The organism is Bacillus shivajii (assembly GCF_020519665.1).
Classification (GTDB): Bacteria; Bacillota; Bacilli; order Bacillales; family Salisediminibacteriaceae; genus Bacillus_CA; species Bacillus_CA shivajii.
On the sequence record NZ_CP084703.1, the window covers coordinates 3,339,262 to 3,365,342 of the forward strand.

20 protein-coding genes and 4 riboswitches are annotated in these 26,081 nt (G+C 39.8%); of the genes, 6 read left to right on the plus strand and 14 right to left on the minus strand.

The annotated features are described in order from the left end of the window. The first annotated feature begins 495 nt into the window (after positions 1-495). A complete protein-coding gene (locus tag LGQ02_RS16205) occupies positions 496-1,068 on the plus strand; it encodes a CBO0543 family protein (RefSeq protein ID WP_226515381.1) in 573 nt (190 codons plus the stop codon). Between the two features lie 54 nt (positions 1,069-1,122). Here the strand turns inward: LGQ02_RS16205 and LGQ02_RS16210 are convergent, their stop codons facing one another. After that, entirely contained in the window at positions 1,123-2,187 is a 1,065-nt protein-coding gene (locus LGQ02_RS16210; protein WP_319003477.1) for a tetraprenyl-beta-curcumene synthase family protein, read from the minus strand. A 51-nt stretch (positions 2,188-2,238) separates the two neighbouring features. Beyond that, entirely contained in the window at positions 2,239-3,069 is an 831-nt protein-coding gene (locus LGQ02_RS16215; protein ID WP_319003478.1) for an alpha/beta hydrolase, read from the minus strand. Between the two features lie 111 nt (positions 3,070-3,180). On the opposite strand from LGQ02_RS16215, the gene LGQ02_RS16220 reads away from it, so the two are divergent. Beyond that, on the plus strand, positions 3,181-3,711 hold the full coding sequence (locus LGQ02_RS16220; RefSeq protein ID WP_226515382.1) for a gamma carbonic anhydrase: 531 nt from the start codon (positions 3,181-3,183) through the stop codon (positions 3,709-3,711). Between the two features lie 349 nt (positions 3,712-4,060). Here LGQ02_RS16220 and metK read toward each other — a convergent pair whose 3' ends face one another. Next, positions 4,061-5,272: a methionine adenosyltransferase gene (gene metK, locus LGQ02_RS16225; RefSeq protein WP_226515383.1), complete on the minus strand. Its 1,212-nt coding sequence runs from the start codon at positions 5,270-5,272 to the stop codon at positions 4,061-4,063. A gap of 209 nt (positions 5,273-5,481) precedes the next feature. After that, a riboswitch (SAM riboswitch) is annotated at positions 5,482-5,603 on the minus strand. A 562-nt stretch (positions 5,604-6,165) separates the two neighbouring features. Here metK and pckA point away from each other — a divergent pair. The 4 genes from pckA to LGQ02_RS16245 all read left to right on the plus strand — a co-directional run bounded on the left by pckA (position 6,166) and on the right by LGQ02_RS16245 (position 10,707). Continuing rightward, on the plus strand, positions 6,166-7,749 hold the full coding sequence (gene pckA / locus LGQ02_RS16230; RefSeq protein ID WP_226515384.1) for a phosphoenolpyruvate carboxykinase (ATP): 1,584 nt from the start codon (positions 6,166-6,168) through the stop codon (positions 7,747-7,749). 368 nt (positions 7,750-8,117) lie between these two features. Next, positions 8,118-9,116 carry an ABC transporter substrate-binding protein gene (locus LGQ02_RS16235; RefSeq protein ID WP_226515385.1) on the plus strand — a complete coding sequence of 333 codons (999 nt, stop codon included), beginning with the start codon at positions 8,118-8,120 and terminating at the stop codon, positions 9,114-9,116. A 27-nt stretch (positions 9,117-9,143) separates the two neighbouring features. Further along, the gene (locus tag LGQ02_RS16240) at positions 9,144-9,911 is read left to right on the plus strand and encodes an ABC transporter ATP-binding protein (RefSeq protein ID WP_226515386.1); all 768 of its coding nucleotides are present in this window, start codon (positions 9,144-9,146) and stop codon (positions 9,909-9,911) included. A gap of 10 nt (positions 9,912-9,921) precedes the next feature. Continuing rightward, positions 9,922-10,707, plus strand: a complete 786-nt coding sequence (locus LGQ02_RS16245) for an ABC transporter permease (RefSeq protein ID WP_226518347.1) — start codon at positions 9,922-9,924, stop codon at positions 10,705-10,707. Positions 10,708-10,813: 106 nt separating this feature from the next. Here the strand turns inward: LGQ02_RS16245 and ytkD are convergent, their stop codons facing one another. The 11 genes from ytkD to LGQ02_RS16300 all read right to left on the minus strand — a co-directional run bounded on the left by ytkD (position 10,814) and on the right by LGQ02_RS16300 (position 25,889). Beyond that, the gene (gene ytkD / locus LGQ02_RS16250) at positions 10,814-11,314 is read right to left on the minus strand and encodes an RNA deprotection pyrophosphohydrolase (protein ID WP_226515387.1); all 501 of its coding nucleotides are present in this window, start codon (positions 11,312-11,314) and stop codon (positions 10,814-10,816) included. A gap of 495 nt (positions 11,315-11,809) precedes the next feature. After that, on the minus strand, positions 11,810-13,111 hold the full coding sequence (locus LGQ02_RS16255) for a homoserine dehydrogenase (protein WP_226515388.1): 1,302 nt from the start codon (positions 13,109-13,111) through the stop codon (positions 11,810-11,812). Continuing rightward, entirely contained in the window at positions 13,108-14,814 is a 1,707-nt protein-coding gene (gene acsA / locus LGQ02_RS16260) for an acetate--CoA ligase (RefSeq protein WP_226515389.1), read from the minus strand. Before acsA ends, LGQ02_RS16255 begins: the two co-directional genes overlap by 4 nt. Before the next feature lie 58 nt (positions 14,815-14,872). Then, the gene (locus tag LGQ02_RS16265) at positions 14,873-15,628 is read right to left on the minus strand and encodes an ABC transporter ATP-binding protein (RefSeq protein ID WP_226515390.1); all 756 of its coding nucleotides are present in this window, start codon (positions 15,626-15,628) and stop codon (positions 14,873-14,875) included. A gap of 18 nt (positions 15,629-15,646) precedes the next feature. Next, positions 15,647-16,516, minus strand: coding sequence for an ABC transporter permease (locus tag LGQ02_RS16270; RefSeq protein WP_226515391.1), 870 nt, complete (start codon positions 16,514-16,516; stop codon positions 15,647-15,649). 15 nt (positions 16,517-16,531) lie between these two features. Next, positions 16,532-17,524 (minus strand): aliphatic sulfonate ABC transporter substrate-binding protein, encoded by a 993-nt coding sequence (locus tag LGQ02_RS16275; RefSeq protein WP_226515392.1) that lies wholly within the window; start codon positions 17,522-17,524, stop codon positions 16,532-16,534. Positions 17,525-17,550: 26 nt separating this feature from the next. After that, the gene (locus tag LGQ02_RS16280) at positions 17,551-19,344 is read right to left on the minus strand and encodes a PLP-dependent aspartate aminotransferase family protein (RefSeq protein ID WP_226515393.1); all 1,794 of its coding nucleotides are present in this window, start codon (positions 19,342-19,344) and stop codon (positions 17,551-17,553) included. Between the two features lie 553 nt (positions 19,345-19,897). Next, positions 19,898-20,013: riboswitch (SAM riboswitch) on the minus strand. Between the two features lie 13 nt (positions 20,014-20,026). Further along, complete coding sequence (gene metX / locus LGQ02_RS16285) at positions 20,027-21,112, minus strand: homoserine O-acetyltransferase MetX (protein WP_226515394.1); 1,086 nt, start codon at positions 21,110-21,112, stop codon at positions 20,027-20,029. Between the two features lie 94 nt (positions 21,113-21,206). Further along, positions 21,207-21,333, minus strand: a riboswitch (SAM riboswitch). 202 nt (positions 21,334-21,535) lie between these two features. Further along, a riboswitch (SAM riboswitch) is annotated at positions 21,536-21,662 on the minus strand. Between the two features lie 514 nt (positions 21,663-22,176). After that, positions 22,177-22,386 (minus strand): twin-arginine translocase TatA/TatE family subunit, encoded by a 210-nt coding sequence (locus tag LGQ02_RS16290; protein WP_226515395.1) that lies wholly within the window; start codon positions 22,384-22,386, stop codon positions 22,177-22,179. Positions 22,387-22,447: 61 nt separating this feature from the next. After that, the gene (locus tag LGQ02_RS16295; RefSeq protein WP_226515396.1) at positions 22,448-24,388 is read right to left on the minus strand and encodes a molybdopterin biosynthesis protein; all 1,941 of its coding nucleotides are present in this window, start codon (positions 24,386-24,388) and stop codon (positions 22,448-22,450) included. A gap of 259 nt (positions 24,389-24,647) precedes the next feature. Further along, positions 24,648-25,889 carry a molybdopterin molybdotransferase MoeA gene (locus tag LGQ02_RS16300; RefSeq protein WP_226515397.1) on the minus strand — a complete coding sequence of 414 codons (1,242 nt, stop codon included), beginning with the start codon at positions 25,887-25,889 and terminating at the stop codon, positions 24,648-24,650. Positions 25,890-26,081: the final 192 nt, after the last annotated feature.

Below are 26,081 nucleotides of genomic sequence, written 5' to 3' on the forward strand. Positions count from 1 at the left end.
CGACATCTATTCAAGCTTCACTTCGTTTGCTTTCATAGTGTCTTCTTTGCACCTCTGGGCACAAGCGCGACATCTATTCAAGCTTCACTTCGTTTGCTTTCATAGTGTCTTCTTTGCCGCGGGCAACGCTTCAGCCTCCTCTTCCCTGCGGGGTCTTCAGCCGTTGCTTTTCTGCTTCTTCCTCTTATAGTTTTTCTCTGACGCTACATGCGTCGAAGCAACTCGTAGCTTACTCGTGATGTGAATGCTAGTCGCTGGAGTCGCCGCCTTTCACTCCACCAAGCTTTTTTTTAAAAGCAACAAAGTTTACGAAAAGAGCCATAATTTTAAAGGTGAAACATTCCGATAACGAAACCGACTCGAGGTATGGGTATTGTATATTGCGTACTATATCAAATGGTTCAGAATCACTCGGGTTACTTCATTCTCCATCTTTTTTTTACAATGTATAAACCAAAGAAGGAATTTGCATTCTAATATTAAGGAGGTGTGATAATGGGAAGGGATGATAAATGGAATGACATCATTGATTTACGAATACAACTTTGGGAGAAGATATACAGCTATTGGGTTGAAGAAACACTCTTTACATTTAATTGGTGGTTACTATTAACAACTGCTATTGGCATATTTATCGTGTGGTTCATTCTGTTGAACAAAAAGATCATTATTGAAATTATCGCCTTTGGACTTTTAATCTCTACGTTCGCTTTTATCTTAGATTTAATTGGCATTACGATGGTGCTCTGGTCATATCCCGATAGAATACTCCCTTTATTGCAACCGACTTTAGAAATTCATAAATTACATATGCCGATTATTTATATGTTAATTTATCAATATTTTCGGTCATGGATACCCTTTATCATAGTAATTACAATCACTTCATTTGTGTTCTCTTTTGTATTAGAGCCTTTATTAGAATGGCTAAACATTTACGAAGCTTATCATTGGCACCACATTTATTCATTTCCAATCTATATTGCTCTTGCAATCATCTTTAAGTGGACAATCGAAAAATTGAAAAACGTTGAAAAGCGTCATCGAGAGAACGATCATTATTCTTAATATATAATGAAACGCATGAGAGCTACCTTTCCCTCTCATGCGTTCCTAGTTTCTTTACGTCCCACTTTTTCGGCGGTATACCCATCCATTCATGTAGAAAAAAAATGTTGGTGCGCCACCACGTTGGATCAGACGTTTCCCCTTCAGTTTTAATTCTCGATCTTTTTTTACTTTATCATCTGCTAAATAAATTGCTAATAAACCGTTATTAATTAATTTATGAAATTTACTGTCAGGCATCGTCGATAGTGATTCATCTGCTTTTTTAAAGAAATGCTCCATTCGTTCAAGCATCTCTTCATCATTTTCATAATAAAAACAGAAATTCAAATCGCCACCCTCGCGGTCTTCTTCCTGATCAATAAAGTAGTCCATTAAAATATGTAACCCTTGTACGAAAGGGAAGTACCCTTTTTTTATTAATATCGCATCATTTTCCGTTAAGTTTCGTTCGCTTGCAGAATAAGCCGTTAAACAAAAAATCCCAAGAGTAGAACCCGCACATGCTGAAAACTCATACCAGTTCATTGGAGGAACTTGTTGTTGATATTTTTCAAACCACGTTTTTAAACGAGGAACACGTTCATCATGAACAACATGTTTATGAACTTGCAGATCACAATAAATTTCAGCTAAAAAAAGAATCTCCTTTTTTACAGCTGAATAATTAGGAAAGCTTGCCACACAATCTTGGCACGTCTTTACTAAATCGAGCAAATAACCACCATCATCTTTATCATTACGAAACCGATAATAGTCTCGTAAAGGAGCGCCAGGAGTTAATGCATCTGGCATTGATTCATGGAGCGAAGCAAAATCGTTAGGATCAAGTGACGTACTTCGGTCACATAAGTTATCCAAATAATCACTGATTGTTTGGTAGGCTACAATAAAACGAATGACATCCTTCCTTTTTTCACCGGCTAGTAAACCATATATCGCACCACCTTCACAGTGAAAGGTTTTCGTCTCAATACTAGCTAATGCTTGTGATCGCAATTCTTTATCAGGGATTTGTCGTGCCTTCTCTTTCCATTCATCTAAATATTCATGTACAACCGGGATGACTTCTTTATATATTTTAAACATTAATGTCCAAGATTTCGTTGGAACCCTCACAATAACCCTCCGTCAAAAATATCGATTTCATACTGTTTGCTGCTAAAAACATTACCACGCTTCATGAAGTGTGACAAACCCTAATAAATGGGCTAACACTTCTTCTTTTCCAGGATCGTTAAGCACCTCATGGTAAACTTCAGGCCATTCTTTATAATATTTATCGGTTAACGGTAATGCATCGAACCAACGTTTTACTTCCTGTTTATTCACAATCCGGTCGTCACCACCTTGTGTTACTAAGAGCGGAACGTCAGGAAGTGAATCTGTGTTCTTATGTGCTTTTTCCATTGCCTTACATAGTTCCTGGTACCATCTAACACTGACATGTTTTATGAGGCGATCATCGGCTTTATCACGCTTTCTCATCCATTCGTCACGCGTTCCCGAGCCAGACTCTAGCCCAGATGGAAACAATACTTTCGGTGCAACCCCATTTAACACATAACTTGCTACTTTTTTATATGCAGGAGGATTATTGACAAGGCCAAGACATGGTGAAGATAAGATTGCGACATTTGGCAGCTCACTCTTTTGCAAACTCATGAGTGTATGAATCGAGATCAGCCCACCCATGCTATGACCAAGTAGTGTGATTGGAAGCTCGTACTTCCTTGCTTCTGTCAGCCAGCTTTTTACGACATTTATATAATTTGAAAATCGGTCAACATGTCCGCGGGGGCCCTCCGTTGTCCCTTGTCCTGGTAAATCACCCATAATCACATGATAACCGAGCCCTGTTAGTTGTTTAACAACCCATTGATATCTTACATGATATTCTCCAGCTCCATGAACAATCACAAATACCCCTTTAGCTTTTTCTGATTCCCACTTCCACATTTCTTTCATCCCTTTCACAGGTAATGTTCTATTTATCATCATTCCCTATATTACGCTCGTTCGTCAAGAAAAAACTCATTCATTCTTTCTATTCGAAAAATTTGTTACACTATCATAAGGAATGATATTTTACGATGATGGAGGGATGTTCAATTGCTTTATCCTTATAAAAATAAATGGCCTAAGATCAATGAGACGGTCTTTCTCGCTGACGGAGTAATTGTCACAGGTGATGTTGAAATAGGTGAAAAATCAAGTTTATGGTTTAACACAGTGATTCGCGGTGACGTTGCGCCAACAGTTATTGGAAAAAATGTGAACGTTCAAGATAATAGCGTTTTACATCAAAGTCCAAATAATCCTCTCATTCTAGAAGATGGTGTAACGATCGGTCATCAATGTATTTTACATAGCTGCGTCATTCGAAAAGATGCATTAGTTGGTATGGGATCAACGATCTTAGACGGTGCTGAAATAGGTGAAGGAGCATTTATAGGTGCAGGCAGCCTCGTCCCACAAGGAAAAAAAATCCCGCCAAATACATTAGCATTTGGTCGTCCAGCAAAAATCGTTCGTGATCTTACAGAAGAGGATATAAATGATATGCAAAGGATTCAGCGCGAGTATGTGGAGAAAGGCCAACATTATAAAGAAGTAATTGAAGAAATGAAAAAAAATAAGTAATCTTTATAAAACATAAAGCCCTTTTGAAAAAGCCCATTGTTAGGGCTTTTTCTTTTGTAGCAGATAGCTGTACTTTAGATTGTTCACCTTAAGGAGTGGTCGAAGCAACCATAGATTACCTTTCTCTTCATTCTTTCTGAGTAACTTCAGCAATACAGCTTCATGATTTCCTTTCTTCTTCTTTTCCACATCGCAAGGGCTTCATAGCTGAGCGTTTTTTGCTGGCTTTCATAACTCAGATTTTAAGCGCTTTAACTCTATAGGTACCCATATGACACCATCCTCTTCACAAAACAAGGGCAAAAAAAACAAAGAAGATTAGCTCCTCTTTGTTCTTTCATATAACACATTATTTTTTTTCGCCATTTGCTGCTTGTTCTTTAATAATTTCTGCTTTGTCCGTACGCTCCCAAGGTAGGTCAACATCTGTACGACCAAAGTGTCCATATGCCGCAGTCTGTTTATAGATCGGGCGTCGTAAGTCAAGCATTTTAATAATTCCTGCTGGGCGCAAGTCAAAGTTATTACGAACAACTTCAACTAAAACATCTTCAGATACTTTGCCTGTTCCGAAGGTGTCGATCGCAATTGATACAGGCTGTGCAACACCAATTGCGTATGCAAGTTGTACTTCACAACGATCTGCAAGACCTGATGCAACAATGTTTTTCGCTACGTAACGAGCGGCATATGCTGCTGATCGGTCTACTTTCGTTGCATCTTTACCAGAGAATGCACCGCCGCCGTGACGAGCATAACCTCCGTAAGTGTCAACAATAATCTTTCTGCCTGTTAAACCAGCATCACCTTGAGGACCACCGATTACAAAACGGCCCGTTGGATTGATGAAGTATTTTGTTTTATCATCTAGAAGATTCGCTGGAACAACGGGTTTAATGACGTGCTCATGCAAGTCTTTTTTAATTTGATCAAGGGTTATTTCTGGGTGATGCTGTGTTGAGATGACGATCGTATCAACTCTTATTGGCTGATCATTTTCATCATATTCAATCGTAACTTGTGTTTTAGCATCTGGTCGTAGGTAATCGATCGTTTCATTTTTACGAACTTCACTCAAGCGGCGTGCCAATTTATGAGATAAAGAAATTGGCAGTGGCATAAGTTCTTCTGTTTGGTTATCTGCATATCCAAACATTAACCCTTGGTCACCAGCTCCAATTGCCTCGATTTCTTCCTCTGTCATTTGGCCTTCTCGTGCTTCAAGCGCTTGGTCAACACCTTGTGCAATATCTGCGGATTGTTCATCAATAGATGTTAAAACAGCACATGTTTCATAGTCAAAACCGTATTTTGCACGAGTGTAGCCAATTCCCTTTACCGTTTCACGAACGATTTTTGGAATATCTACATACGTTGAAGTTGAAATCTCCCCCGCTACTAACACAAGTCCTGTGTTCACTGACGTTTCACAAGCAACACGTGCATTTGGATCATTTTTCATGATCTCATCTAAAATTGCATCTGAAATTTGGTCACAAATTTTATCCGGGTGACCTTCCGTGACTGATTCAGAAGTAAACAAACGACGTTTCTCTGCCACAGTACGTACCTCCTTCGTAATATCTATCCTATAGGATATGTTTATTGAATTGACGGTACTCGTTCTCCCAGCAGAATGGTATAAATCAGTTTCAATAGTTACCTTAACTAGAAAAGGAGACTAATGCTCTGCTTTTCACAACAATTTTAAAGTAATTAAAAAAACCTTTTCCCTAGCGAGGAAAAGGTTATGTCCCATTCGCCTTTCACCTCTTATCGGTCAAGACATACTCGTAGATACGCCTTGCAGGTTAGCACCGTTCATCATTTTTGATGTGATGATGGTTGCTGGGCTTCGTCGGGCCTGTCCCTCCGCCTACTCGGGATAAGAGTATCCGTTCGCAAAAAGAATAACTGATTTTCGGTAAACTGTCAACAGAATCCGCAACAAATAGGCAAAATTAGGCGTTATTAAATTGAGGTACTTGTCGAATTCATGACAATTCATTAAGTCTTATTACACTCATTTGTCCAAGAGGGGAAAATGAATCTACACGAACAATTAAGTACTCTACCTCTATATCCTTCTTTTATAACATACATAAAATGACGACATATCTTATTTAAATTTTGACACACTTATTCTCTCATCATTCATTGAGAAAATACTTTTAACTGAGTAAAACACATTTGCAATTCTCTACGTATTCCATCAATTGACCTACATACCGATCAACTCATTTCTTCTATTTATAAACGAATGACCATCATTGATTATAAAACCTTCTTAAAATATGAAATTTCTAATAGGTGAAAAACTGTTTTTAAAAACGATGCACATTTCAGTACAATTAGTATAGACTATTTAAAAATATGTGTTATACTAATTTACAGATTAGATGAAACAAGTTACTAATATAATGGTCTTGAGTGATGATGAAAGGATGAGATTTCATGAGTACAATCCACTTCGAAACTGAACTTGAACGAATTTTACGTAATGATAATGTGCACACTGATTTGTCAACAACTTGCTTAATAGAAAAAGCATTAGAACGCAACGAAGGTCGATTAACATCTACTGGTGCGTTTTGTGCGACTACTGGAAAATATACAGGACGTTCTCCAAAAGACCGCTTCGTCGTGGAAGAGCGTTCTACTGTAGATAAAGTTGACTGGGGGACGGTAAATCAACCAGTTTCTTCGGATGTATTCGAGCGTTTATACTTAAAAGTGTTACACTATTTAAGTGAGAAAGATGAACTTTTTGTCCGTCACGGTTTTGCTGGTGCAGACAAAGCACACCGCCTTCCAATTCGCATCGTAAATGAGTATGCTTGGCATAACTTATTTGTTCAGCAATTGTTTATTCGCCCAATTGCAGAGGAATTAGCTTCTCTCATTCCTGAGTTTACAATTGTTTCAGCACCTGGATTTAAAGCAAATCCTGAAGTAGATGGTACTAAGTCTGAAACATTCATTATGGTTTCTTTGGAAAAACGTACGATCTTAATCGGGGGAACAGAATATGCAGGGGAAATGAAGAAATCGATCTTCTCTGTCATGAATTATTTATTGCCTGAAAGAAATGTCTTGTCGATGCATTGTTCAGCAAATGTAGGTGTTGAGGGAGACGTTGCTTTATTTTTCGGTTTATCCGGCACAGGGAAAACAACACTTTCAGCTGATCCACATCGTAGCTTAATTGGTGACGATGAACATGGCTGGTCTAATACTGGTGTATTTAACATTGAAGGTGGTTGTTACGCAAAGTGTATTAACTTGTCAGAAGAAAAAGAGCCACAAATTTATAACGCGATCCGCTTCGGCTCAGTTTTAGAAAATGTCGTCATCGATGATAATACACGTGAGCCAGATTATGATGACAATTTATATACAGAAAATACGCGTGCTGCTTATCCAATTGAGTCTATTCCGAATTGTGCGACTCCAAGCATTGCTGGACATCCAAACACGATCATTTTCTTAACAGCAGATGCGTTTGGAGTTTTACCTCCTATCAGCAAATTAACGAAAGAGCAAGCAATGTATCATTTCTTATCCGGTTACACAAGTAAACTTGCTGGAACAGAACGTGGTATTACTGAGCCAGAAGCGACGTTTTCAACATGCTTTGGTTCACCGTTCTTACCCCTTCCAGCAATGACATATGCGAAAATGCTCGGAGAAAAAATCAATGAACATGACGTAGACGTTTATCTCGTCAATACTGGATGGTCTGGTGGTTCGTACGGTATCGGAAAACGAATGAACCTCCCTTATACGCGTGCAATGGTGCAAGCAGCTCTTGAAGGAGAACTAAAATCAGCAGAAACAGTAAAAGATCCAATCTTCGGTTTAAATGTCCCACTTCATTGCCCTGGTGTTCCAGATGAAGTGCTTCAGCCAAGAGAAACTTGGACAGATAAAGAAGCATATGACAAAAAAGCAACAGAACTCGCACAGCAATTTAAAGCCAACTTCAAAAAATTCGAAGACGTTCCTGCAGAAGTGATAAATGCAGGACCAACAGTTTAAAAGCATAGACACAAAGCTTAGGATCATGTCGATCTTAGGCTTTTTTGATTTTCTAACCTGAAAATAGGTTATGAATTTGGAAGCACATGTTGCTTCTTCCTCGACTAGCTGTTGCAACGTAGCTGGATGAGTCGGCGCAGCTGTGTTTGTAAAGGAAGAGGCAGTGCTCGTAACGTGCTTCCCAATTAATCTTAAATATAAAACTAAATCTATTTTCATGCATCATCGTGCGAAAATTGATTCGTTCGTATTTTACCTTGTCACAGCTTTTAGATTTTTATCGGACAATTGGTACTGCCGCACACATTTGTGCTATTCAACATATTTTATCGTATCAGCGTATACCTAATTTTCAGGAGGGTTGGAAGATGAAATTTATAAAAATAGGGTTACTTCCCTTAATACTTTTTGTCGGAGTTTTGTTTATGACAGCGTGCGGTTCTGATGAAGATTTGACAGAAGTAAGTGTTGCAGAAGTTACGCGCTCAATTTTTTACGCTCCGCAATACGTAGCGATGTCTGAAGGATTCTTTGAGGAAGAAGGACTTGATGTCGACCTTACAACAACGTGGGGCGGTGACAACACGATGGTCACATTATTGTCTGATGGTGCGGATATCGCACTAGTCGGTGCTGAAACATCGATTTATGTGTATGCACAAGATTCAAATGATCCGGCCATTAATTTTGCACAATTAACACAGACCGACGGTACATTTCTCGTCTCACGTGAACCAGTAGACGATTTTTCTTGGGATGACTTAAAAGGTAGCACATTCCTCGGTCAACGTGTTGGCGGAATGCCACAAATGGTTGGTGAATATGTGCTTAAAGAAAACGGAATTGATCCTCATAACGATCTAGAATTAATTCAAAACATTGACTTTGGGAACATACCGTCCGCCTTTGCATCAGGAACTGGTGATTATGTACAGCTTTTCGAACCACAGGCTACACTGTTTGAGCAAGAAGGAATTGGTCATATCATCGATTCATTTGGAACCCAATCTGGTAATGTCCCATATACTGTTTATATGGCGAAAGAGAGTTTTATAGATAAAGATGCGGAAACGATTGAAAAATTCACGCGTGCTTTACATCGTGCTCAGAAATGGGTACATGAGCAGCCAGCAGATGTCGTTGCTGAATCGATTGCAGATTTTTTTGACGATACACCATTAGATGTCATTGAGCAAGTTGTCATTCGTTACCGTGACCAAGGCTCATTTGCAGAGTCACCATTACTCCAAGAACAAGCTTGGTATCACCTTCAAGCCATTATGGAGGAAGCAGGAGAACTTCCAAAAGAAGTATCCTATGATGATTTAGTTAATACCGAAATCCCTACAAAAATAATGAATGAGTAAATTAAAGGGTGAGAGGAGGAGTCAGCTATGGCACTATTAAAACTTTCCAATGTCGGAAAGACCTTTTTTTCAAAAGAAGCCGTCACTGTGGCAGTAAAAGACGTTAATTTTTCCGTTGAAAAAGGGGAATTTGTTTCATTAATTGGACCTAGTGGGTGTGGCAAAACAACCCTCCTTTCCCTCATATCTGGATTATCTAAGCCATCGGATGGAACAATTGAACTTGCTGGAAAAGTGATCGATAAGCCAACACCTGAAACGGGTTACATGTTGCAACAAGATTATTTATTCCCGTGGCTGACAATTGAAAATAATATTACGCTCGGTTTAAAAACGATGAAGGAACTGACAAATGAGAAGAAAATGCACGCTCGGTTCCTATTAGATCAAATGGGATTAGTTGATAAAGTCAAGGATTATCCAAATGAGTTATCAGGCGGAATGAGGCAGAGAGTCGCCCTCGTTAGAATGCTTTCAACTGATCCGAAACTCCTTTTATTAGATGAGCCATTTTCAGCGTTGGATTACCAAACGAAACTGAAACTTGAAGATCTCGTTTTCACGACGATTAAAGAGCAGCAAAAAACAGCAATCTTAGTCACCCATGATATCGGTGAAGCCATTGCAATGAGTGATCGTGTCATTTTATTAGGTCATAGACCAGGTACCATCGTAAAAACCTTCGAGACCCCTGAAGAATTAAAAACGAGACTCCCTTTTGAAGCTCGAAATCACCCGCTTTTCAACAAGTGGTTCCAAGACATTTGGAAGGAGCTGGAGTCCCTTGAACAATAAATTAAAACAAATGCATGAGGCACATATTCGCCGGCAAAAAAAAGAAAAACGTCTCATTCGCTTTACACAAATTAGCATCCTCATCTTATTTTTCAGCTTTTGGGAAATTGCTGCATCACAACGTTGGGTTGACCCGTTACTTTTTAGTTCTCCCTCGAGAGTATGGGATTTGTTTTTAACTCGAATTCAAGATGGTAGCTTATTTAATCATATTGGAATTACGTTATTTGAAACCGTTCTTGGCTTTTTACTTGGAACGTTTTTAGGAACGTTATTTGCCGCAATTTTATGGTGGTCACCATTCATTTCTAGAGTTGCTGACCCATATCTCGTCGTGTTGAATTCGATGCCAAAAGTGGCTCTTGGGCCAATTTTGATCGTTGGACTCGGACCAGGATTTAGCTCCATCATTGCGATGGGGGCCCTTATCTCGGTCATTATTACGACGATCGTTGTCTACAACGCCTTTAAAAATGTTGATGAAAATTATTTAAAAGTCATTCAATCATTTGGTGCGAGCAAAAGACAGTCCTTCTTCTCTGTCATCTTTCCCGCATCGTACCCTACGATTATTTCAACATTAAAAGTTAACGTCGGTCTCGCTTGGGTAGGTGTCATCGTCGGTGAATTTCTCGTCTCAAAGCAAGGACTCGGGTATATGATCATTTATGGCTTTCAAGTGTTTAACTTCACGATGGTTATGCTATCACTCATAATCATCGCCATTCTTGCAACAATCATGTACCAACTCGTCGAACTACTCGAACGCAAACTCATCCCAAGCCACAGAAAATAAAACTGTCGGGGACCAGGTCTGGTACGATTTTGTGAACATTATTGACAATAAAAGAAGCCTGTGCATTCATTCGTATGCACAGGCTTCTTTCATTCGTATAAATTTGCTAATCGCTTGTGATGAGGAAGTTTCGGCGTTCAATTTCTTGTAAACTGTTTGGCAACACATCGTCTTTCATAATAAAGCTATATTCATGGTTGGAACGAATATCTTTAGGTAACCTTTTTAAAATTTTCGGCCCTTTCGTTTCGAAATAATTATTTTTCGTAATGAGATTATCGATGATTGCAAAGTACACATTTTTTATCACCGTTTCTTTTTTACCATCGACTTTATATTGACCGATATAATAAAGCTCTTTTACAGTACCACCTGTTTCTTCAAATACTTCTCGTTTTGCCGCTTCTTCTGCTGATTCTCCTTTCTCGATCTTACCTCCTGGAAACTCAAGTCCTCGTGACGGGTGAATCGTTAATAACCAGTTCCCACGATATTTACTCACGACCCAAACATGTTTCGGAGTTTTTGAGTATGGATGGTCATCAGTCGAGAATGCTACTGTATTGTTGTAATAATCTTTGAAATTATATTCTAGTCCCAGGACCATCACTCCTTTTTCATTCGTCTGCAATTTATCTATTCTTTATTTTAATGTTCTCATTCGTCAATGTCCAAAAAATAAAGAAACTTTTTGTAGAATTAGATAAATCGTCCCCTTCCACGCTCCATTATTCCTATTTTGGTCTGTTTCTATGTTTATACGTCAAAAATTGTATCGCGGCTCATTTTATGAAGCATGGTCCAATGCGTTTCCCATGCGGAAGTTGTCTGACCTTCAGTATTCGTCCATAATCTGTCTTTTAATTACTTTTTTAATCCTACACAATCGAGTCTGACTCAGTTGACCCGGAGTCAATTGTGGCGGACTCAATTCTTGAATATGCAAGCGAAAAAGCGAGTAAAACACACCCATATATGTATAAATATTCAAGTAAACAAACATCACTAAAAGCATAAAGAAGACTCGGCAGTTGCCGAGCCTTCCAGTGAAAGGAGAAAGTCTTTGATCGTTTAATATTCGAATGAGGGGAACTAGCTTCAGCTAAAAAGAGACAATATTTTTTACATCACCATGCAAATGCTTCAATACAATCTCTTGTTTATCGCCTAATACAGGATAAAACTGAATCGTCCCTTTCGCTAACCTTTGTAGTTCTACCAACTTCGCTATTTTTTCATAAACAACCGTTGCTCCTTTATGACCGTTTCTTGCAATCGAACAAAGTGGTTCTGCTCCAACATAATTTAGACAGTTTTCTAGTTTTCGGCCACCTGTTACAAACCAAAGGGATCCCTCTGCTTCTGCTTCTACTGTAGTTTCGTTCGAATGAAAACCGTGATCATAAAACTCTAAAGATTCTTTTTGGTTCCCCTCATGCTTATTTGTTAATAAATTAACAGCATCTTCTACAACCGCGCTTGCCGTTGGATATTTTCCCGCACCAGGACCTTGTAGCATTACTGATCCAACAATACTTCCTTCAATATGAACACCGTTGTTTTCAGCTTCCACACTGTATAGTGGATGATCGTTAAAAACAAAACTCGGTTTCACCGAAGCATGAACATCCTCACCAATCCTTCTTAATGAAGCGACATGTTTGATTCGTCCACTTAATTGATGGGCAAGAACGAGATCGTCGACACGTACTGAGCGAATTCCTACTGGCACTTCATTCTCCCAAATTGGAGAACACCCGTAAATCCACCGTGATAAAATCTCTGTTTTAAATGACGCATCCCACCCGTCAACATCTTTATCAGGAACAGTTTCTGCAAATCCTTTTTCTTGTGCTTCTGATAACGCTTGGTCAAATGGTGCTCCTTCTTCTCGCATTTTACTTAAAATAAAGTTCGAAGTTCCGTTTAAGATTCCTTCAAATCTTTCAATTGTATTCGTTTTTAATGTATGGCGTAACGTATTTAATAATGGAATGCCTCCTGCTACTGCTGCTTCGTAAAGCAAATGGCAATTGTTTTCTTGAGCTGTTTTCTCCAGTTCTTCTCCATGTTTGGCTAGGAGCTCTTTATTTGCTGAAACGACAGAAACACCGTTTTTTAGTAGTTCAAGAACATAAGGATAACCAGTTTGAGCATCAGGTGTTGCTTCAATTACAGCATCCAAGTTGTCAGCGGTCATAACTTCTTCAAGCGAGCTCGTCACGATCGTTTCACTACGTACATCCCGCTTTTTCTCTTCATTCTTCACAACGATATAAGGAACGGTCAGTGATTCACCTAAAATCGTCTTCAGTTTTTCTGATTTATGTTCTAACGTGCGATACACCCCTTCGCCAACAGTACCAAATCCGATGATTGCAAGTTTAAACGGCTGACCACTCATATTATCTTCCCCTCCGTTCTTTCGGGCAGCTTTTGAATTTCTTTTTCTTTTAATTGCCTACGTAATATTTTTCCGCTAATTTTTGTTTTTGGAAGTTCCTCGAGAACCTCAATCTCTCTAGGAGCAGCATGAGCAGCAAGCTCACTTTTTACATACTTACGAATGTCTTCTAGGAGCTCAGAAGTATCCTCGTAACCTTCTCGCAAAGTGACGAATGCTTTAATAATTTCACCACGGACGTCATCAGGTTTTCCGATCACGCCAGCTTCGGCTACTGCTTCGTGTTCAATCAATTTACTTTCAATTTCAAACGGTCCGACTCTTTCCCCTGACGTGTTAATTAAATCATCATCTCGGCCGTGAAAAAATACATATCCTTCCTTATCTTGATAAGCGGTATCACCAGAAATGTACCAACCATTATCCGTAAAGTAAGATAAATATTTTTCTTTATTTTTCCAAATTTCTTTCATAAGTCCCGGCCATGGTGCCTTTATAGCGAGCTTTCCGATTTCATTTGCAGGGAGCGGTTCGTTATTTTCATCTAATATTGCGACTGTCACACCTGGAAAAGCGCGTCCCATCGAACCTAGTTTAATCTTTTGAGACGGGAAGTTAACGATCAAATGGCCACCTGTTTCTGTCATCCACCACGTATCATGGATGCGCACATTAAACGATTCATATGCCCAGTGAATCACTTCAGGGTTTAACGGTTCACCCACACTTAGTAAATGACGTAAAGAAGATAAGTCATAGTTTTTATATACATTGCCTTCACTCATGAGCATTCGAAAAGCAGTTGGGGCACTGTACCAGATCGTTACGCCAAACCGTTCAATGAGTCGGTACCACTCCTCTGCACGAAACCGTTCCCCATGAATGACAACTGTCGCGCGGTTTAACCATGGGGCAAATACACCGTAAATACTCCCTGTTACCCAACCTGGGTGCGATGTACACCAATACACATCATCATCGTGCACATCTAACACCCATTTTCCAGTGATGATGTGATGGGAGATGGTGCGGTGAGCATGCAATACACCTTTTGGCTTCCCAGTCGAACCTGACGTATAATGAATGAGCATTCCCGCTTCTTTATGAAGCCAGACAATCGGTTCTTCGTCTGTCTCAATATTGCTCCCTTCTTCACGCAACTCATCAATCGTCCACGTTTTAATCAGTGATGGAATGTCATTGGCAGGTACCCTTTTGCCTAATTCTTCATCAGTAATTAAATATTGTGCATCGCAATCGACCATTCTCTCTCTGACGGCATCTTCCATAAATGCTTCAAATAACGGACCGGCGATTGCACCTACTTTAATGGCTGCTAATATCGCAAAGTAACAGTCAGGAGACTTTGGTAGAAAAATAAAAACACGATCTCCGACATGGACGCCTTGCTTTTTTAATACATGTGCATATTGATCGGTTATTTTTTTCACCTCAGAAAAAGTAAAGCGATCCTCTATTTCTCCATTAGTAAATAAAAGTGCCTCTTTCTCTCCATGCCCTTCTTCTACGTGGCGGTCAATACATTCATAAGCAGCATTCCACTTTCCTAGTGGAGCCTTACTTAACTCGGATATCGCATCTTCCCAATGGAAGTTTTTTGCTGTGTTTTCATAGTTCTTTAAATGATGATCCCTGCTTTCTTGAGGGAAAATCACATTCTCTCTTTCTAATTTTGTTGTCATTACGTAAACCTCCTTCATTGGGAAATTGCATATCTATTTTCATGTCAATGTAAACTGATTAAAGCGCCTTCTGAGTAGGTTCCTCAGCTTTCTTTTCAATTTCTAACGCTTTTAAAATTTTCTCTTTTATTTTTACTAACTCTGTATCCGTCTTGGAACGTGGTTTTTGCTTGCGAATCGTGAGGTTTTCATAAACGACACCTGGTTGACCTTTTAAAACGATAATCCGATCACAAAGTGCCAAAGCTTCATCAATATCATGTGTGACAATAACCATTGTTGGACGATAACTCCCCCACAAATCAAGAAGCATATTTTGCAGTTGAATTTTCGTAAACGCATCTAACGCACTAAATGGTTCATCTAAAAGTAATGTTGATGGCTCAGTTACTAGTGCTCTTGCAATGGCTGTTCTTTGGGCCATCCCACCTGACAGTTGCTTCGGATAGTAGTGTTCAAACCCATTTAAGCCAACTTGTTTTAATAGTTTGATCGCTTTTTCCTTCTTTGCTTCTTTTTCACCTTCTAAACCGAAACAAACGTTCTCGAGAACGGTTAACCAAGGCATGAGGCGTGGCTCTTGAAAAATGATGCCGAGATCTTTTGTGACAGACCGTTTCTTTTTTCCATCGATTCGAATTGTTCCATCGTATCCGGTATCTAATCCAGAGATCGCACGTAAAATCGTACTTTTCCCACAGCCACTCGTTCCTAACAAACCAACGATTTCACCTTTTTCAGCTTGAAAAGATACATCTGTCACCGCAATATCCCCTTTAAAGCTTCGGCTCACATTTTCTACTGATAAGCTCACTAGAATGCCCCCTCTTCGTTATTTCGCGTTTGCATTTTCCATTTGATCTTGCCAATGTAATGCTTTTGTTTGATACTTCTTTAAAACCGTATCCGTTACTTTTCCGAGAATCGCAAATAAGATGATACTTGCTAGAATGACTTCAGGCTGTAGCGTGTTTTGGCCGAGAACGAGTAAGTACCCTAACCCTTGACTTGCTCCCATCAATTCCGCGGCAACAACAAACATCCAGCCAAGCCCAAGACCACTTCTCAATCCAATAAAAAATGAAGGTAGCGATGCCGGTAAAATGATTCTGCGAACGAGTTGGAACGTCGATAACCCGTATGCTTTACCTACTTCAATGAGCTTTCTATCAACAGAATGGATCCCACCGATGACATTTAAATAAACTGGGAAAAACACACCGACAGCGATCAATGTGACTTTTGAACCTTCCCCAATGCCAAGCCATAAAATAAATAAAGGGACCCAAGCTAATGATGGAATGGCTCTAAGTGCTTGAACGGACGGATCAACGATTGTCTCTGCTTTTTTACTCATCCCAACGACCGAACCGATTACAACTGCAATGAGCGTGCCCCATATAAAGCCCCAAAAAATACGATAAAGGGTAATTCCAGTATGCTGCCAAAGACTACCATCTACTCCCATCGACCAAATTGTACCGAGAATTGTCGTAGGGGCTGGAAAGAGATTTGAGTTAACAAACCCAAACCTCGTCCCTAGCTCCCAAAACAAGAGAAGAACCGTTGGAAAAAGAAGAGATAAACTGAGAGTTCCCCAAGATGCTCTCTTTGTGGATCGCCCTTTTCCTTGAACGCCCTTTTTTATGTTTGCTTGTTTTTCCGTTTGTTTTTCACGAATTTCCTCTTGAGGAATCCCCATTTTCACTCCTCCTTTTTAGTCAATGACATTTTCAGCAAATGCAGGATCGATTAATGACTCGACTAACTTCTCGATATCATGCTCCTCATCCATGACACCTGCTTCTTGTAAAACTAGGCCCGCTTCTGTCAAACTGTCGACATGCTCACTTCCAGGAATAGGATTTGCAAAGTTATTTCTTTCAAGCTGTAAATCTGCAACTGACTCATCCATTTGTGCTTCTTTTGCCATTATTTCAACCGTTTCTTCTGGGTTTTCTAACACCCATTTACGCGCTTTTTCATAAACCTCGATGACTCTTTCAACTACTTCTGGATAATCTTCAGCAAACTGCTCTCGCACATTCAAAAAACCGTACGTATTAAAACTCGTTTCCCTAAAAAACAACTCAGCACCTGTTTCTAATTCTTGACGAGCCATGTGAGGGTCAAGACCTGCCCATGCTTCGACTTGACCTGTTGCTAAAGCATTCGCCCCATCACTATGTTGTAAGTTGATAACTTCCACATCATCTACTGTTAAACCGTGCTCATTTAACGCGCGAACTAAGAAAATGTAAGGGTCAGTTCCAAGCGTTGCAGCAACTGTTTTTCCTGCTAAATCTTCGATCGATTGAATGTTTGACTCAGGCGATGTCACTAGTGCCGTCCACTCTGGCTGAGAGTAAATATAAACATTTTTTATCGCTGCATTGTTTCCTTTAGCCATAAGGGCTGCCGCTCCAGCTGTTGAGCCAAAATCAATGCTATTACTGTTTAAAAATTCAAGTGCTCGATTGCTCCCTTGACTTAAAACAAATTCAATTTCTACGCCCTCTTCTGCAAATTCTTCTTCTAACCAACCAAACTCTTTCACTACTAAACTAGTCGGTGAATAATAGGCATAATCTAACGTGATTTCACTTGGTAATCCTTCGTCTGCTCCTGACGTAGAGGAGCTACATGCTGCGGTGATCAGTAAAGTGAAAACAGTAATGAAAAGGAATAATATATGCTTTCGTGTTATCATCTTCATCTCTCCTCTACGTTAAATTCTTATATTTCACATGCAAATGTGGAAATCGTCCCTCTTAATCGTTGGGCCTCTTTATATGTGCAGCGGTTATGCACAACATCAATTCCTGATTCTTTTGCTATAACAGCTGCCTTTTCTGAAACAACTCCTTCTTGTAACCAAAAGATTTTCGGCTGAACGACAGCGGCTTCTTTTGCAAGTTCCACTGCTGCATCAGGACTTCTAAAAATTTGTGCAATATCAATTGGACCTTCAATACTTTTTAGATCTGGATACGCTTTTTCTCCTAACACTTCAGTTTCGCGAGGGTTTACTGGTATCACTTTATAGCCAAGTCTTTGCATTTTACGAGCAAGACGGTGACTTGGACGCGCTGGGTTGGAACTAAGTCCGACGATCGCTAACGTTTTTTGACGCTGCACTTCTTCGCCATTTTTTGTTTCTGTCAGATTAGGTGTGCCGAGTGCCCACTTAATAACCCCTTCATCGTTAATTACTTTATTGTTTGCGTTTCCTTGACCGGTCGCTTTTTGCAAAGCTTGATCTAAGTCTTTATATAAATCTTCCACGTTTTCGATTCCAACAGATAGACGGACAAGGTCTTCTGTTACCCCTGTTGTCACAAGGTCCTCAGCAGATAATTGCTGGTGTGTCGTCGTTGCTGGATGAATGATTAAACTCTTCGCATCCCCGACATTTGCTAAATGTGACCAAAGTGAAATGTTGTCAATAAGTGTTCTTCCTGCTTCACGGCCGCCTTTAATACCAAAGTTAACGATTGATCCATAACCGTGCTGTAATACTTCAGTCGCTAATTCATGCGACGGGTGAGATTCTAAACCTGGGTAAGCAACCCATTCTACTGCAGGATGATCTTCTAAATACTTCGCAAGTTTTAACGCATTTTCATTGTGTCGCTCTACTCTAAGGTGAAGTGTTTCTAATCCTTGTAATAGCTGAAAAGCGTTAAATGGACTTAAGCAAGCCCCAAAGTCACGGAGTAACTGAACTCTAAATTTTGTGGCAAATGCTAATGTTCCGAAATCTTTTGCGTAAACAACGCCATTGTAGCTTTGATCTGGCTCTGTAAATTGCGGAAACTTTTCTGACTGCCAGTTAAATCGTCCACCATCAACAACCACTCCACCAATCGATGTTCCATGACCACCAATCCATTTTGTTGCGGAGTGAATGACGATGTCTGCTCCTAGAGCGATCGGCTTACACACATAAGGTGTTGCAAACGTGTTATCAATAATGAGTGGAATTCCTGCTTCATGCGCAACATCAGCGACTCCTTCAATGTCTAAAACGTGGAGACTCGGGTTTCCAATCGTTTCAGCAAAAACAGCTTTCGTTTTGTCATTAATCGCATCTTTAAAGTTTTGTGGGTCTGTTGGATCTACAAAACGAACGTTAATTCCGTATCGTGGTAAAGTGATCGAAAACAAATTGTACGTACCACCATAAAGGTTTGTTGCTGCAACAATTTCATCGCCAGCACTTGCAATGTTAAAAATGGATAGTGCAATGCCGGCCATTCCTGACGCTGTTGCAACAGATGCGACTCCTTCTTCTAATAGGGCAATTCGTTTTTCAAAAACGTCGACAGTCGGATTTCCAATACGGCTATAAATGTTACCAGGCTCATCAAGTGAAAAAAGACTTTCTGCATGATCCGTATCATGGAAAACGTATGAACTCGTTTGATAAATCGGGACAGCTCGTGAACCTGTCGTTGGATCTGGTGCCTGCCCTCCGTGTAAAGCCACTGTTTCTAAGTTATAAGTTTCAAAGTTTTGATTGTTACTCATTTGTCATTCCTCCTAATTTTTTAAAGATTCTATCCTGAAATAAGTTTAATCATGGGTAGAAATGCGATTGTCCTTTTAAATTCACTTCGTTCTCTTTACAAGCTATCTAAAAATAAGGCTCTTTTCGCATAGATTGTTGTTTTTGAGAAATCTTTCAGGCTTGGTTTACGTTACAGACGGGCGCTTTCACTCCAGAGCACAAGTGCGACATCTGTTTATTCTTCCCTTCGTTCGAATTCACAGTGTCTTCTTTGCACCTCTAGGCACAAGTGCGACATCTGTTCATTCTTCACTTCTTTCGAATTCACAGTGTCTTCTTTGCCGTGGGCAACGCTTCAGCCAATATGTTTCCTGTCTCTTCCTCTGCGAGCAACGCTATGCAGCTTTGTCCGTCGAGACAACTCGCAGCTTATTTATAATGCTACGCTCGGCGCTGGAATCGCCGCCTTTCACTCAACCAATCTTTTTAAAAATAGCAACAAAGTTTACGAAAAGAGCCAAAAATAAAAACCTTTCGCGATAAGAGAAAGGTTGACGTGATCTCGTGTCCTTTCTCTTATCTCTCAAAATGAACGCTGTCATTTTGCAGGATTTGGCACCTTCCAAAGTAAGGTCCTTTGTGGTTGCCGGGCTTCATCGGGCCAGTCCCTCTGCCACTCTTTATAAGAGTTGTGTTCATTATTTATTTTTGTAATGTTTTTTGAATGGTCTCACCCCATTTTTCAAATTCGGTTAAAAACCCGTCATGACCAAAGGCCGTTTGAATGCCCTGAAACTGAACGTTAGCACCAGCTTTTTCCCACACATTAGCAAGTCTTTTCATTTCATCAGGAGGATAAAGTAAATCTCCTTGAAATGCAATTAACTGAACATTTTTTTTAAAGCGACTGAGCACTTCAGTAAGTGGCCCTCTTCGATATTCTAAGTCGTGGTGATCCATAGCTTTTAGTAAATACAAGTAGCTGTTTGGATCAAAACGTTTTGTGAATTTTTCTCCTTGATATAGGAGATAAGACTCTACTTGATAAGCAATTTCATCGTGACGTTTTCCCCAAGCGTCTCTTTGGTCCCGATGAAATCTTTGGTTAAAAAGACCGTCCGATCGATACGTAATCATCCCGATCATTCGAGCGGTTGCAAATCCATTTTCCGGAAAGGCTTGATCCGTGTAGTTCCCACCGTTCCAATTTGGGTCATCGATAATTGCTTTTCTTGCGATTGCATTATAGCTTATGCCGTAATCACTTAACGATGGCGTGGCAGCTAATACGATCACTTGATCAATCAAGTCCGGGTACATGACTGCCCATTCAAGTGCTTGCATTCCTCCTAAAGAGCCACCGATCACAGCTTTTAATTTGTTAATGTTTAATTGTTGTAATGCCAATTGTTGAGCTCGAACAATATCTCGTATAGTAATAAATGGAAAATCACCTTTGTAAGTTTCCCTCGTTAAAGGATTTGTTGAAGTTGGACCCGTCGATCCGTTGCACCCTCCTAAAACATTAAACGTTATCACTTCATATGTTTGAATATCAATAAAGCTTTGATCATTAATTAATCCTCGCCACCAACCTGGCTGATCTTCAGTCCCTACTGTATGTTGATTTCCAGTAAGTGCATGACAGACAAGAATCGTTTCACCATTTGGAGGTCCTGCCCGTTCATATGCTAAGGTGACATTTATAAGTTCAACTCCAGAATCGAGCTTGATTTTTGGAAGCGTAACGGTACCAGTTGTTATGTTGGTTTTTTGCTTGACTTTCACCTTGTCACCTCCTAATCATCATTCATCATTTTTTCACTAAAAAAGTCCCTCTGCCTGAAAGAGACAGAGAGACTTATGTATGACAAAGATCCCTCTCTCATCTTTCAAAGCAACTGCTTTGTTGGAATTGGCACCTTGCATATGGGATGTAAATAATACATCACATTTATGCTGGTTGCCGGGCTTCATCGGGCCAGTCCCTCCACCTCTCTTGATAAGAGAATTATATTTTTATTTTTTTGAATTATTTTTATTGATTAACTTGTTAAAAGATTAACACTTTAATGCATTACCGTCAACAACTTTTATTAGATTTTTTAGCAAAAATGGAAAATGTAACATAAATCCCTTTGCTAAGTGTTATAGCAAAGGGATCAGTGAATGAATGTTTGAGCGGCCATTTTGTCAAAACAAAATGGATCATTCTCATCTCCCAAAGCTAATTTGCTTTGCAGGAATTAGCACCTTGCATGATATGGTTGAATCGTATTGATACCATGCTGGTTGCCGGGCTTCGTCGGGCCAGTCCCTCCGCCTCTCTTGATAAAGAATTTCTTTGACATTTGTAAAAATATGAAGTTGATGAAGATCATAACACTTATCATAAAAAGTGTCAAAATATTTAGTGATGTTTTTTTATTGTACGATGTTTGAAAGTAAAATATGATGGATGATTTTAATTTAGGATTATATTTGTATTTTTATACACTTAACGAGATTTCATATTCATTATTACACCTGTTTATTCATGGATTGAGTCCTACAACATTGAGTCCGGGTCACGTGAATCAGACTCATTTTTGCAGGATTCAAAACTCAAGCAATATCCCATAATATCAAGGAAAAGCAAGGTCAGACAACCACACGTCGTTGAAAACACAAACAGTCACGAATCCTGTAACTGATCCCCTTGCCCAACCTTGTATAACAATGTATAAAATACGTGCCCTACCATCAAATCCCATTCTTTTCCCAGGTGCCTGGCACCATATGAAGTGGTGATCATTCACACAATAGAAAAACGCCTGATTAAGGGGTTCCCCTTTACCAGACGTTTACTCTTATTATTTATCTTCTGTCACTTTTTTTGCTTCATTTTTTATATCGTCAATTGGTTCTGTAACTTCATTTGTTAATTCTTTTGTTGATTTCTTAAATTCTTTTAACGTCTGCCCGACAGCTCTTCCCATTTCAGGTAGCTTTTTCGGTCCAAAAATAATTAGTGCGATGACGAGAATTAAAACTAAGCCTGGAATTCCGATGTTTGAAAGCATAAATAACGCACCTCCTACGTTTAAATTACACGAGTTTTTGACAAAAAACAATGTCTATTTTTTAAACTTTTGCTAAGTAATACGGTTCAATATTTTCTTGGACTTTATATCCGCCTAAACGTTCTACATTTTGTTTAAACACTTCACTTTTTATGACATTTAGTAAGTTTTGGCCTTGCTCACTTTCTAAGAAAGACGTACGCATCACTAAATCATATGACTCGTCTCCAATAGGAATGAAGTCAAGATCCATCGCTTTGGACGCTGAATAGATGCCCATTCCGACATTTCTTTCACTCATTCTTACTTCAGCTGCAACACTTAAATGTGTAAACATTTCACGATCATAGCCTGTAATTTCGTCAGGTTCAATCCCTTGATCATTTAATAAATGATCAAAAAGTATACGAGTTCCAGCACCACGTTGTCTGTTTACATACACTGAATTTTTTTCAGCCAAACAACGAACGCCTTGAATGTTTAGTGGATTACCTTTCGGAACGATTAACCCTTGCTCTCTTTTTAAAAACGGAAGCAAGACGACATCTTCACCGTGAAGGAACCTCTCTAAATACGATATATTATAAACACCTGTTTCAGGGTCTAACAAATGTACGCCAGCCATATGTGCTTCTTTCCGTTTAATCGCCATCAATCCTGCCATACTTCCTGTGTGGCTTGCAGTAATTTGTGCTGTCGCATCCTGTTCTTTAAGCATTGATGAGAGTACATCGATACAGAGGTCATGACTTCCGGAAAACAAGGTAGCTGAATCAATTTCAGGCAATGACTTATACAATTCAACTTCAACTTCCTCACCTTGTTCGACTCCTAAGTGCTCTGCTGGAATAACTAATAAACCATCCGCTTTTACTAATGACATCGTTACACTTGCTGACCTCGTTAATGGGTTGGCAACATATTCTCCGTCCACTTTACCGATATGAACACGAACAAAATCTTCCGAACCCATATTTGATACAATGCGTCGGCCAGCTTTTACTTTAATCGTTTCTCGTTTTTTGATAGGCGTTTGTAAATAATCGCACACTAATGGCTGAACGAACCATTCTAACGTCAAGCACGCACTTACTGGATAGCCTGGTACCCCGACAACAATCGTTCCATTTATCTTCCCTACACTCATAGGTTTTCCTGGCCTTGTTGCAATTCCATGAGTGATGACTTCACCTAGTTCTCTCATAATGTGAACGGTATAATCTTTTGATCCGGCTGAAGATCCAGCATTAATGACCACGATATCCGCTTCTTCTGTACTTTTAATTAGCGCTTTTCGTATATCTTCAGGGTTATCTTGAACAATGGGTTGAAGCTGAGGTTCGCCGCCCCATTCTTTTACGAATTCGGAAAAAATGGAACCGTTAAACTCAATAATGTTTCCTGGTTTTATAGGTTCACCTGGAGAAACGAGCTCATTTCCTGAAGGAAGGATATGGACAACGGGTTTTTTCACAACAGAAACCGTTGTTTGACCAGAAGCTAGAAGAGCACCAATATCGACCGGTCGAATCGTATGACCTTGTGGAAGCAGCATTTCTCCGTATGTGATATCTTCACCGATCGGGCGAATGCGTTGCCAAGGAGTCGCTGGTGCAACAATTTCTAATATTCCTGGTTCAACCTCATTGACATCTTCTATCATAATAACCGCATTATATCCATGTGGAATTACATTTCCTGTATCAACATAGACAAAGTCTGTACCTTCTTTTAAATGAATAGGATTCGATTCATGGGCGTCTTCTGTTTTTTCAGCTAATACGGCAATGCCATCCATTGCAGATGCATGAAAGTGCGGGTTCGACATATGGGCATAGATAGGCTTTGCTGTCACTCTTCCTCCCGCTTCTGTCACTGAAATTGTTTCCGTTTTCCTTTTGAATTCAGCAAGATGTAGACATTCTTGTTGTGCAACTTTTCTTGGTTTGTCTTCTAAATAAATCGTCCTTTCATATCCCATTTGCTCAACTGCTCCTCCCATTCAGTTTCTCATTCTCCAGTGCGTTCATTTTTCTCGTGTGTGATCATTCTGTCTTGCGTGTGATCATCCTGTCTTGCGTGTGATCATCCTGTCTTGCGTGTGATCATCCTGTCTTGCGTGTGATCATTCCTTCTCACGTGCGATTATCTCGACTTGTGTGCGATCATTCCACGTACGCCCACAATTTCTCATGTTCAGATATCTATCTCTATTTCTATCTATCTCTATTTATATCTCCCTTACCTACTCCACACTTTCTTTAAGTAAAAAGATGAATTGGAACGTCTTCACCTTTTCTAACGCCTTCTTTTTTCTCTTCAATTTCTAAAAGGCCATCACTATCAACGAGCGTTTTTACAAGACCTGATTTTCCTAAGACGGGAACTGCTTCAAATCGCCCATCATCTTGCTTTGTTAGTTTTACACGTATATAATCCGTTCTTCCTGGTGCTGATGGGATATTTTGCGAAACAACACCACGAGTGACAGTTGGTGTTGGAAGCTGGTCTTCTCCTTGCAAGTTCGACAACATTCGTTTTCCGAACAATTGATAAATAACCATCGCTGAAGCTGGGTGCCCCGGTAACCCTAGAATCGGCTTATTTGATGACATCGAAAAGATCGTAGGTTTCCCCGGCTTAACAGAAACCCCGTGTGCTAAAATGCCTGGATCGCCGTCACCTAATGCTTCGATAACATCTGTTGTATAATCTCTCGTTCCAACTGAGCTTCCTCCTGAGATCACGACAGCGTCACAAGTTTCAAATAGTGCTTTTGCCTTCTCATAAAAGTCATCGTAGTCGTCTCTTGCAATCGAACTGACGACAGCATTATAACCCCACTGCTCTGATAAAACAGGAATTGTTACACCATTTACATCACGTACTTGCCCCCCACTAATTTCCTCTTCTTCATGAGGTACAATTTCATCACCTGATGATAAATAACCGACAGTAACCTGTTTTTTCACTTTTACATTTGTGTAACCCATTGAAGCTATTGCACCAAGTTCTTGAGCACGAAGCCGCTTTCCCTTCCGTAACAATAGGTCTCCTTTTGTTGCGTCCTCTCCCTGAAAAATGACATTTTCATTTTTTGCAACAGAGCGCTGTACGTTGACTAAATCTCGGTTCACTTCGCAATCTTCGATCATAACAACAGCATCTGCGCCTGGTGGGAGCATTCCCCCTGTCGGCACATACATCGCTTCTCCTTGTCGAACCTTTTTATCGACACCTTTACCCATTTCAACTTCACCGATATATTGCAAAAATCCTGGCATTGATTCACTTACCCCGAATGTATCTTTTGCAACGACAGCATATCCGTCAACGACAGAACGAGAAAATGGCGGTACATCTTCGTTTGCTAATACGTCCTCGGCTAGCACTCGGTGAAGAGCACCATGGATCGGTACCTCTTCTATTTGATTTGTAGATTTAATATTTTCATCCATGATTTGCGTCATTTTTTCTACTGATTGTACTCGAAAAAATTTCATCGTCTCTCCACCTTCTTAACTTTTGCTAGATTTAGGACTCTACCCTAAAAATATTGCTTATGTTTGACTGCAAATGTGCTCGCATTCCACGGGCACGGCCTCAACTTCCCAAAACTCATTAAGTTCGTTTTGGGTGATTTCCGGCTCGCGCTTTTCCCGTTGGAGTCTCGCACAAGCTGTCAAACATATCTA

Coding starts and splice junctions, on each gene's coding strand:
- LGQ02_RS16205 (WP_226515381.1), top strand. CDS start 496: ATGGGAAGGGATGATAAATGGAATGACATCATTGATTTACGAATACAA.
- LGQ02_RS16215 (WP_319003478.1), bottom strand. CDS start 3,069: ATGATGATAAATAGAACATTACCTGTGAAAGGGATGAAAGAAATGTGG.
- pckA (WP_226515384.1), top strand. CDS start 6,166: ATGAGTACAATCCACTTCGAAACTGAACTTGAACGAATTTTACGTAAT.
- LGQ02_RS16235 (WP_226515385.1), top strand. CDS start 8,118: ATGAAATTTATAAAAATAGGGTTACTTCCCTTAATACTTTTTGTCGGA.
- LGQ02_RS16240 (WP_226515386.1), top strand. CDS start 9,144: ATGGCACTATTAAAACTTTCCAATGTCGGAAAGACCTTTTTTTCAAAA.
- LGQ02_RS16245 (WP_226518347.1), top strand. CDS start 9,922: ATGCATGAGGCACATATTCGCCGGCAAAAAAAAGAAAAACGTCTCATT.
- ytkD (WP_226515387.1), bottom strand. CDS start 11,314: ATGGTCCTGGGACTAGAATATAATTTCAAAGATTATTACAACAATACA.
- LGQ02_RS16255 (WP_226515388.1), bottom strand. CDS start 13,111: ATGAGTGGTCAGCCGTTTAAACTTGCAATCATCGGATTTGGTACTGTT.
- acsA (WP_226515389.1), bottom strand. CDS start 14,814: ATGACAACAAAATTAGAAAGAGAGAATGTGATTTTCCCTCAAGAAAGC.
- LGQ02_RS16270 (WP_226515391.1), bottom strand. CDS start 16,516: ATGGGGATTCCTCAAGAGGAAATTCGTGAAAAACAAACGGAAAAACAA.
- LGQ02_RS16275 (WP_226515392.1), bottom strand. CDS start 17,524: ATGATAACACGAAAGCATATATTATTCCTTTTCATTACTGTTTTCACT.
- LGQ02_RS16280 (WP_226515393.1), bottom strand. CDS start 19,344: ATGAGTAACAATCAAAACTTTGAAACTTATAACTTAGAAACAGTGGCT.
- LGQ02_RS16290 (WP_226515395.1), bottom strand. CDS start 22,386: ATGCTTTCAAACATCGGAATTCCAGGCTTAGTTTTAATTCTCGTCATC.
- LGQ02_RS16295 (WP_226515396.1), bottom strand. CDS start 24,388: ATGGGAGGAGCAGTTGAGCAAATGGGATATGAAAGGACGATTTATTTA.
- LGQ02_RS16300 (WP_226515397.1), bottom strand. CDS start 25,889: ATGAAATTTTTTCGAGTACAATCAGTAGAAAAAATGACGCAAATCATG.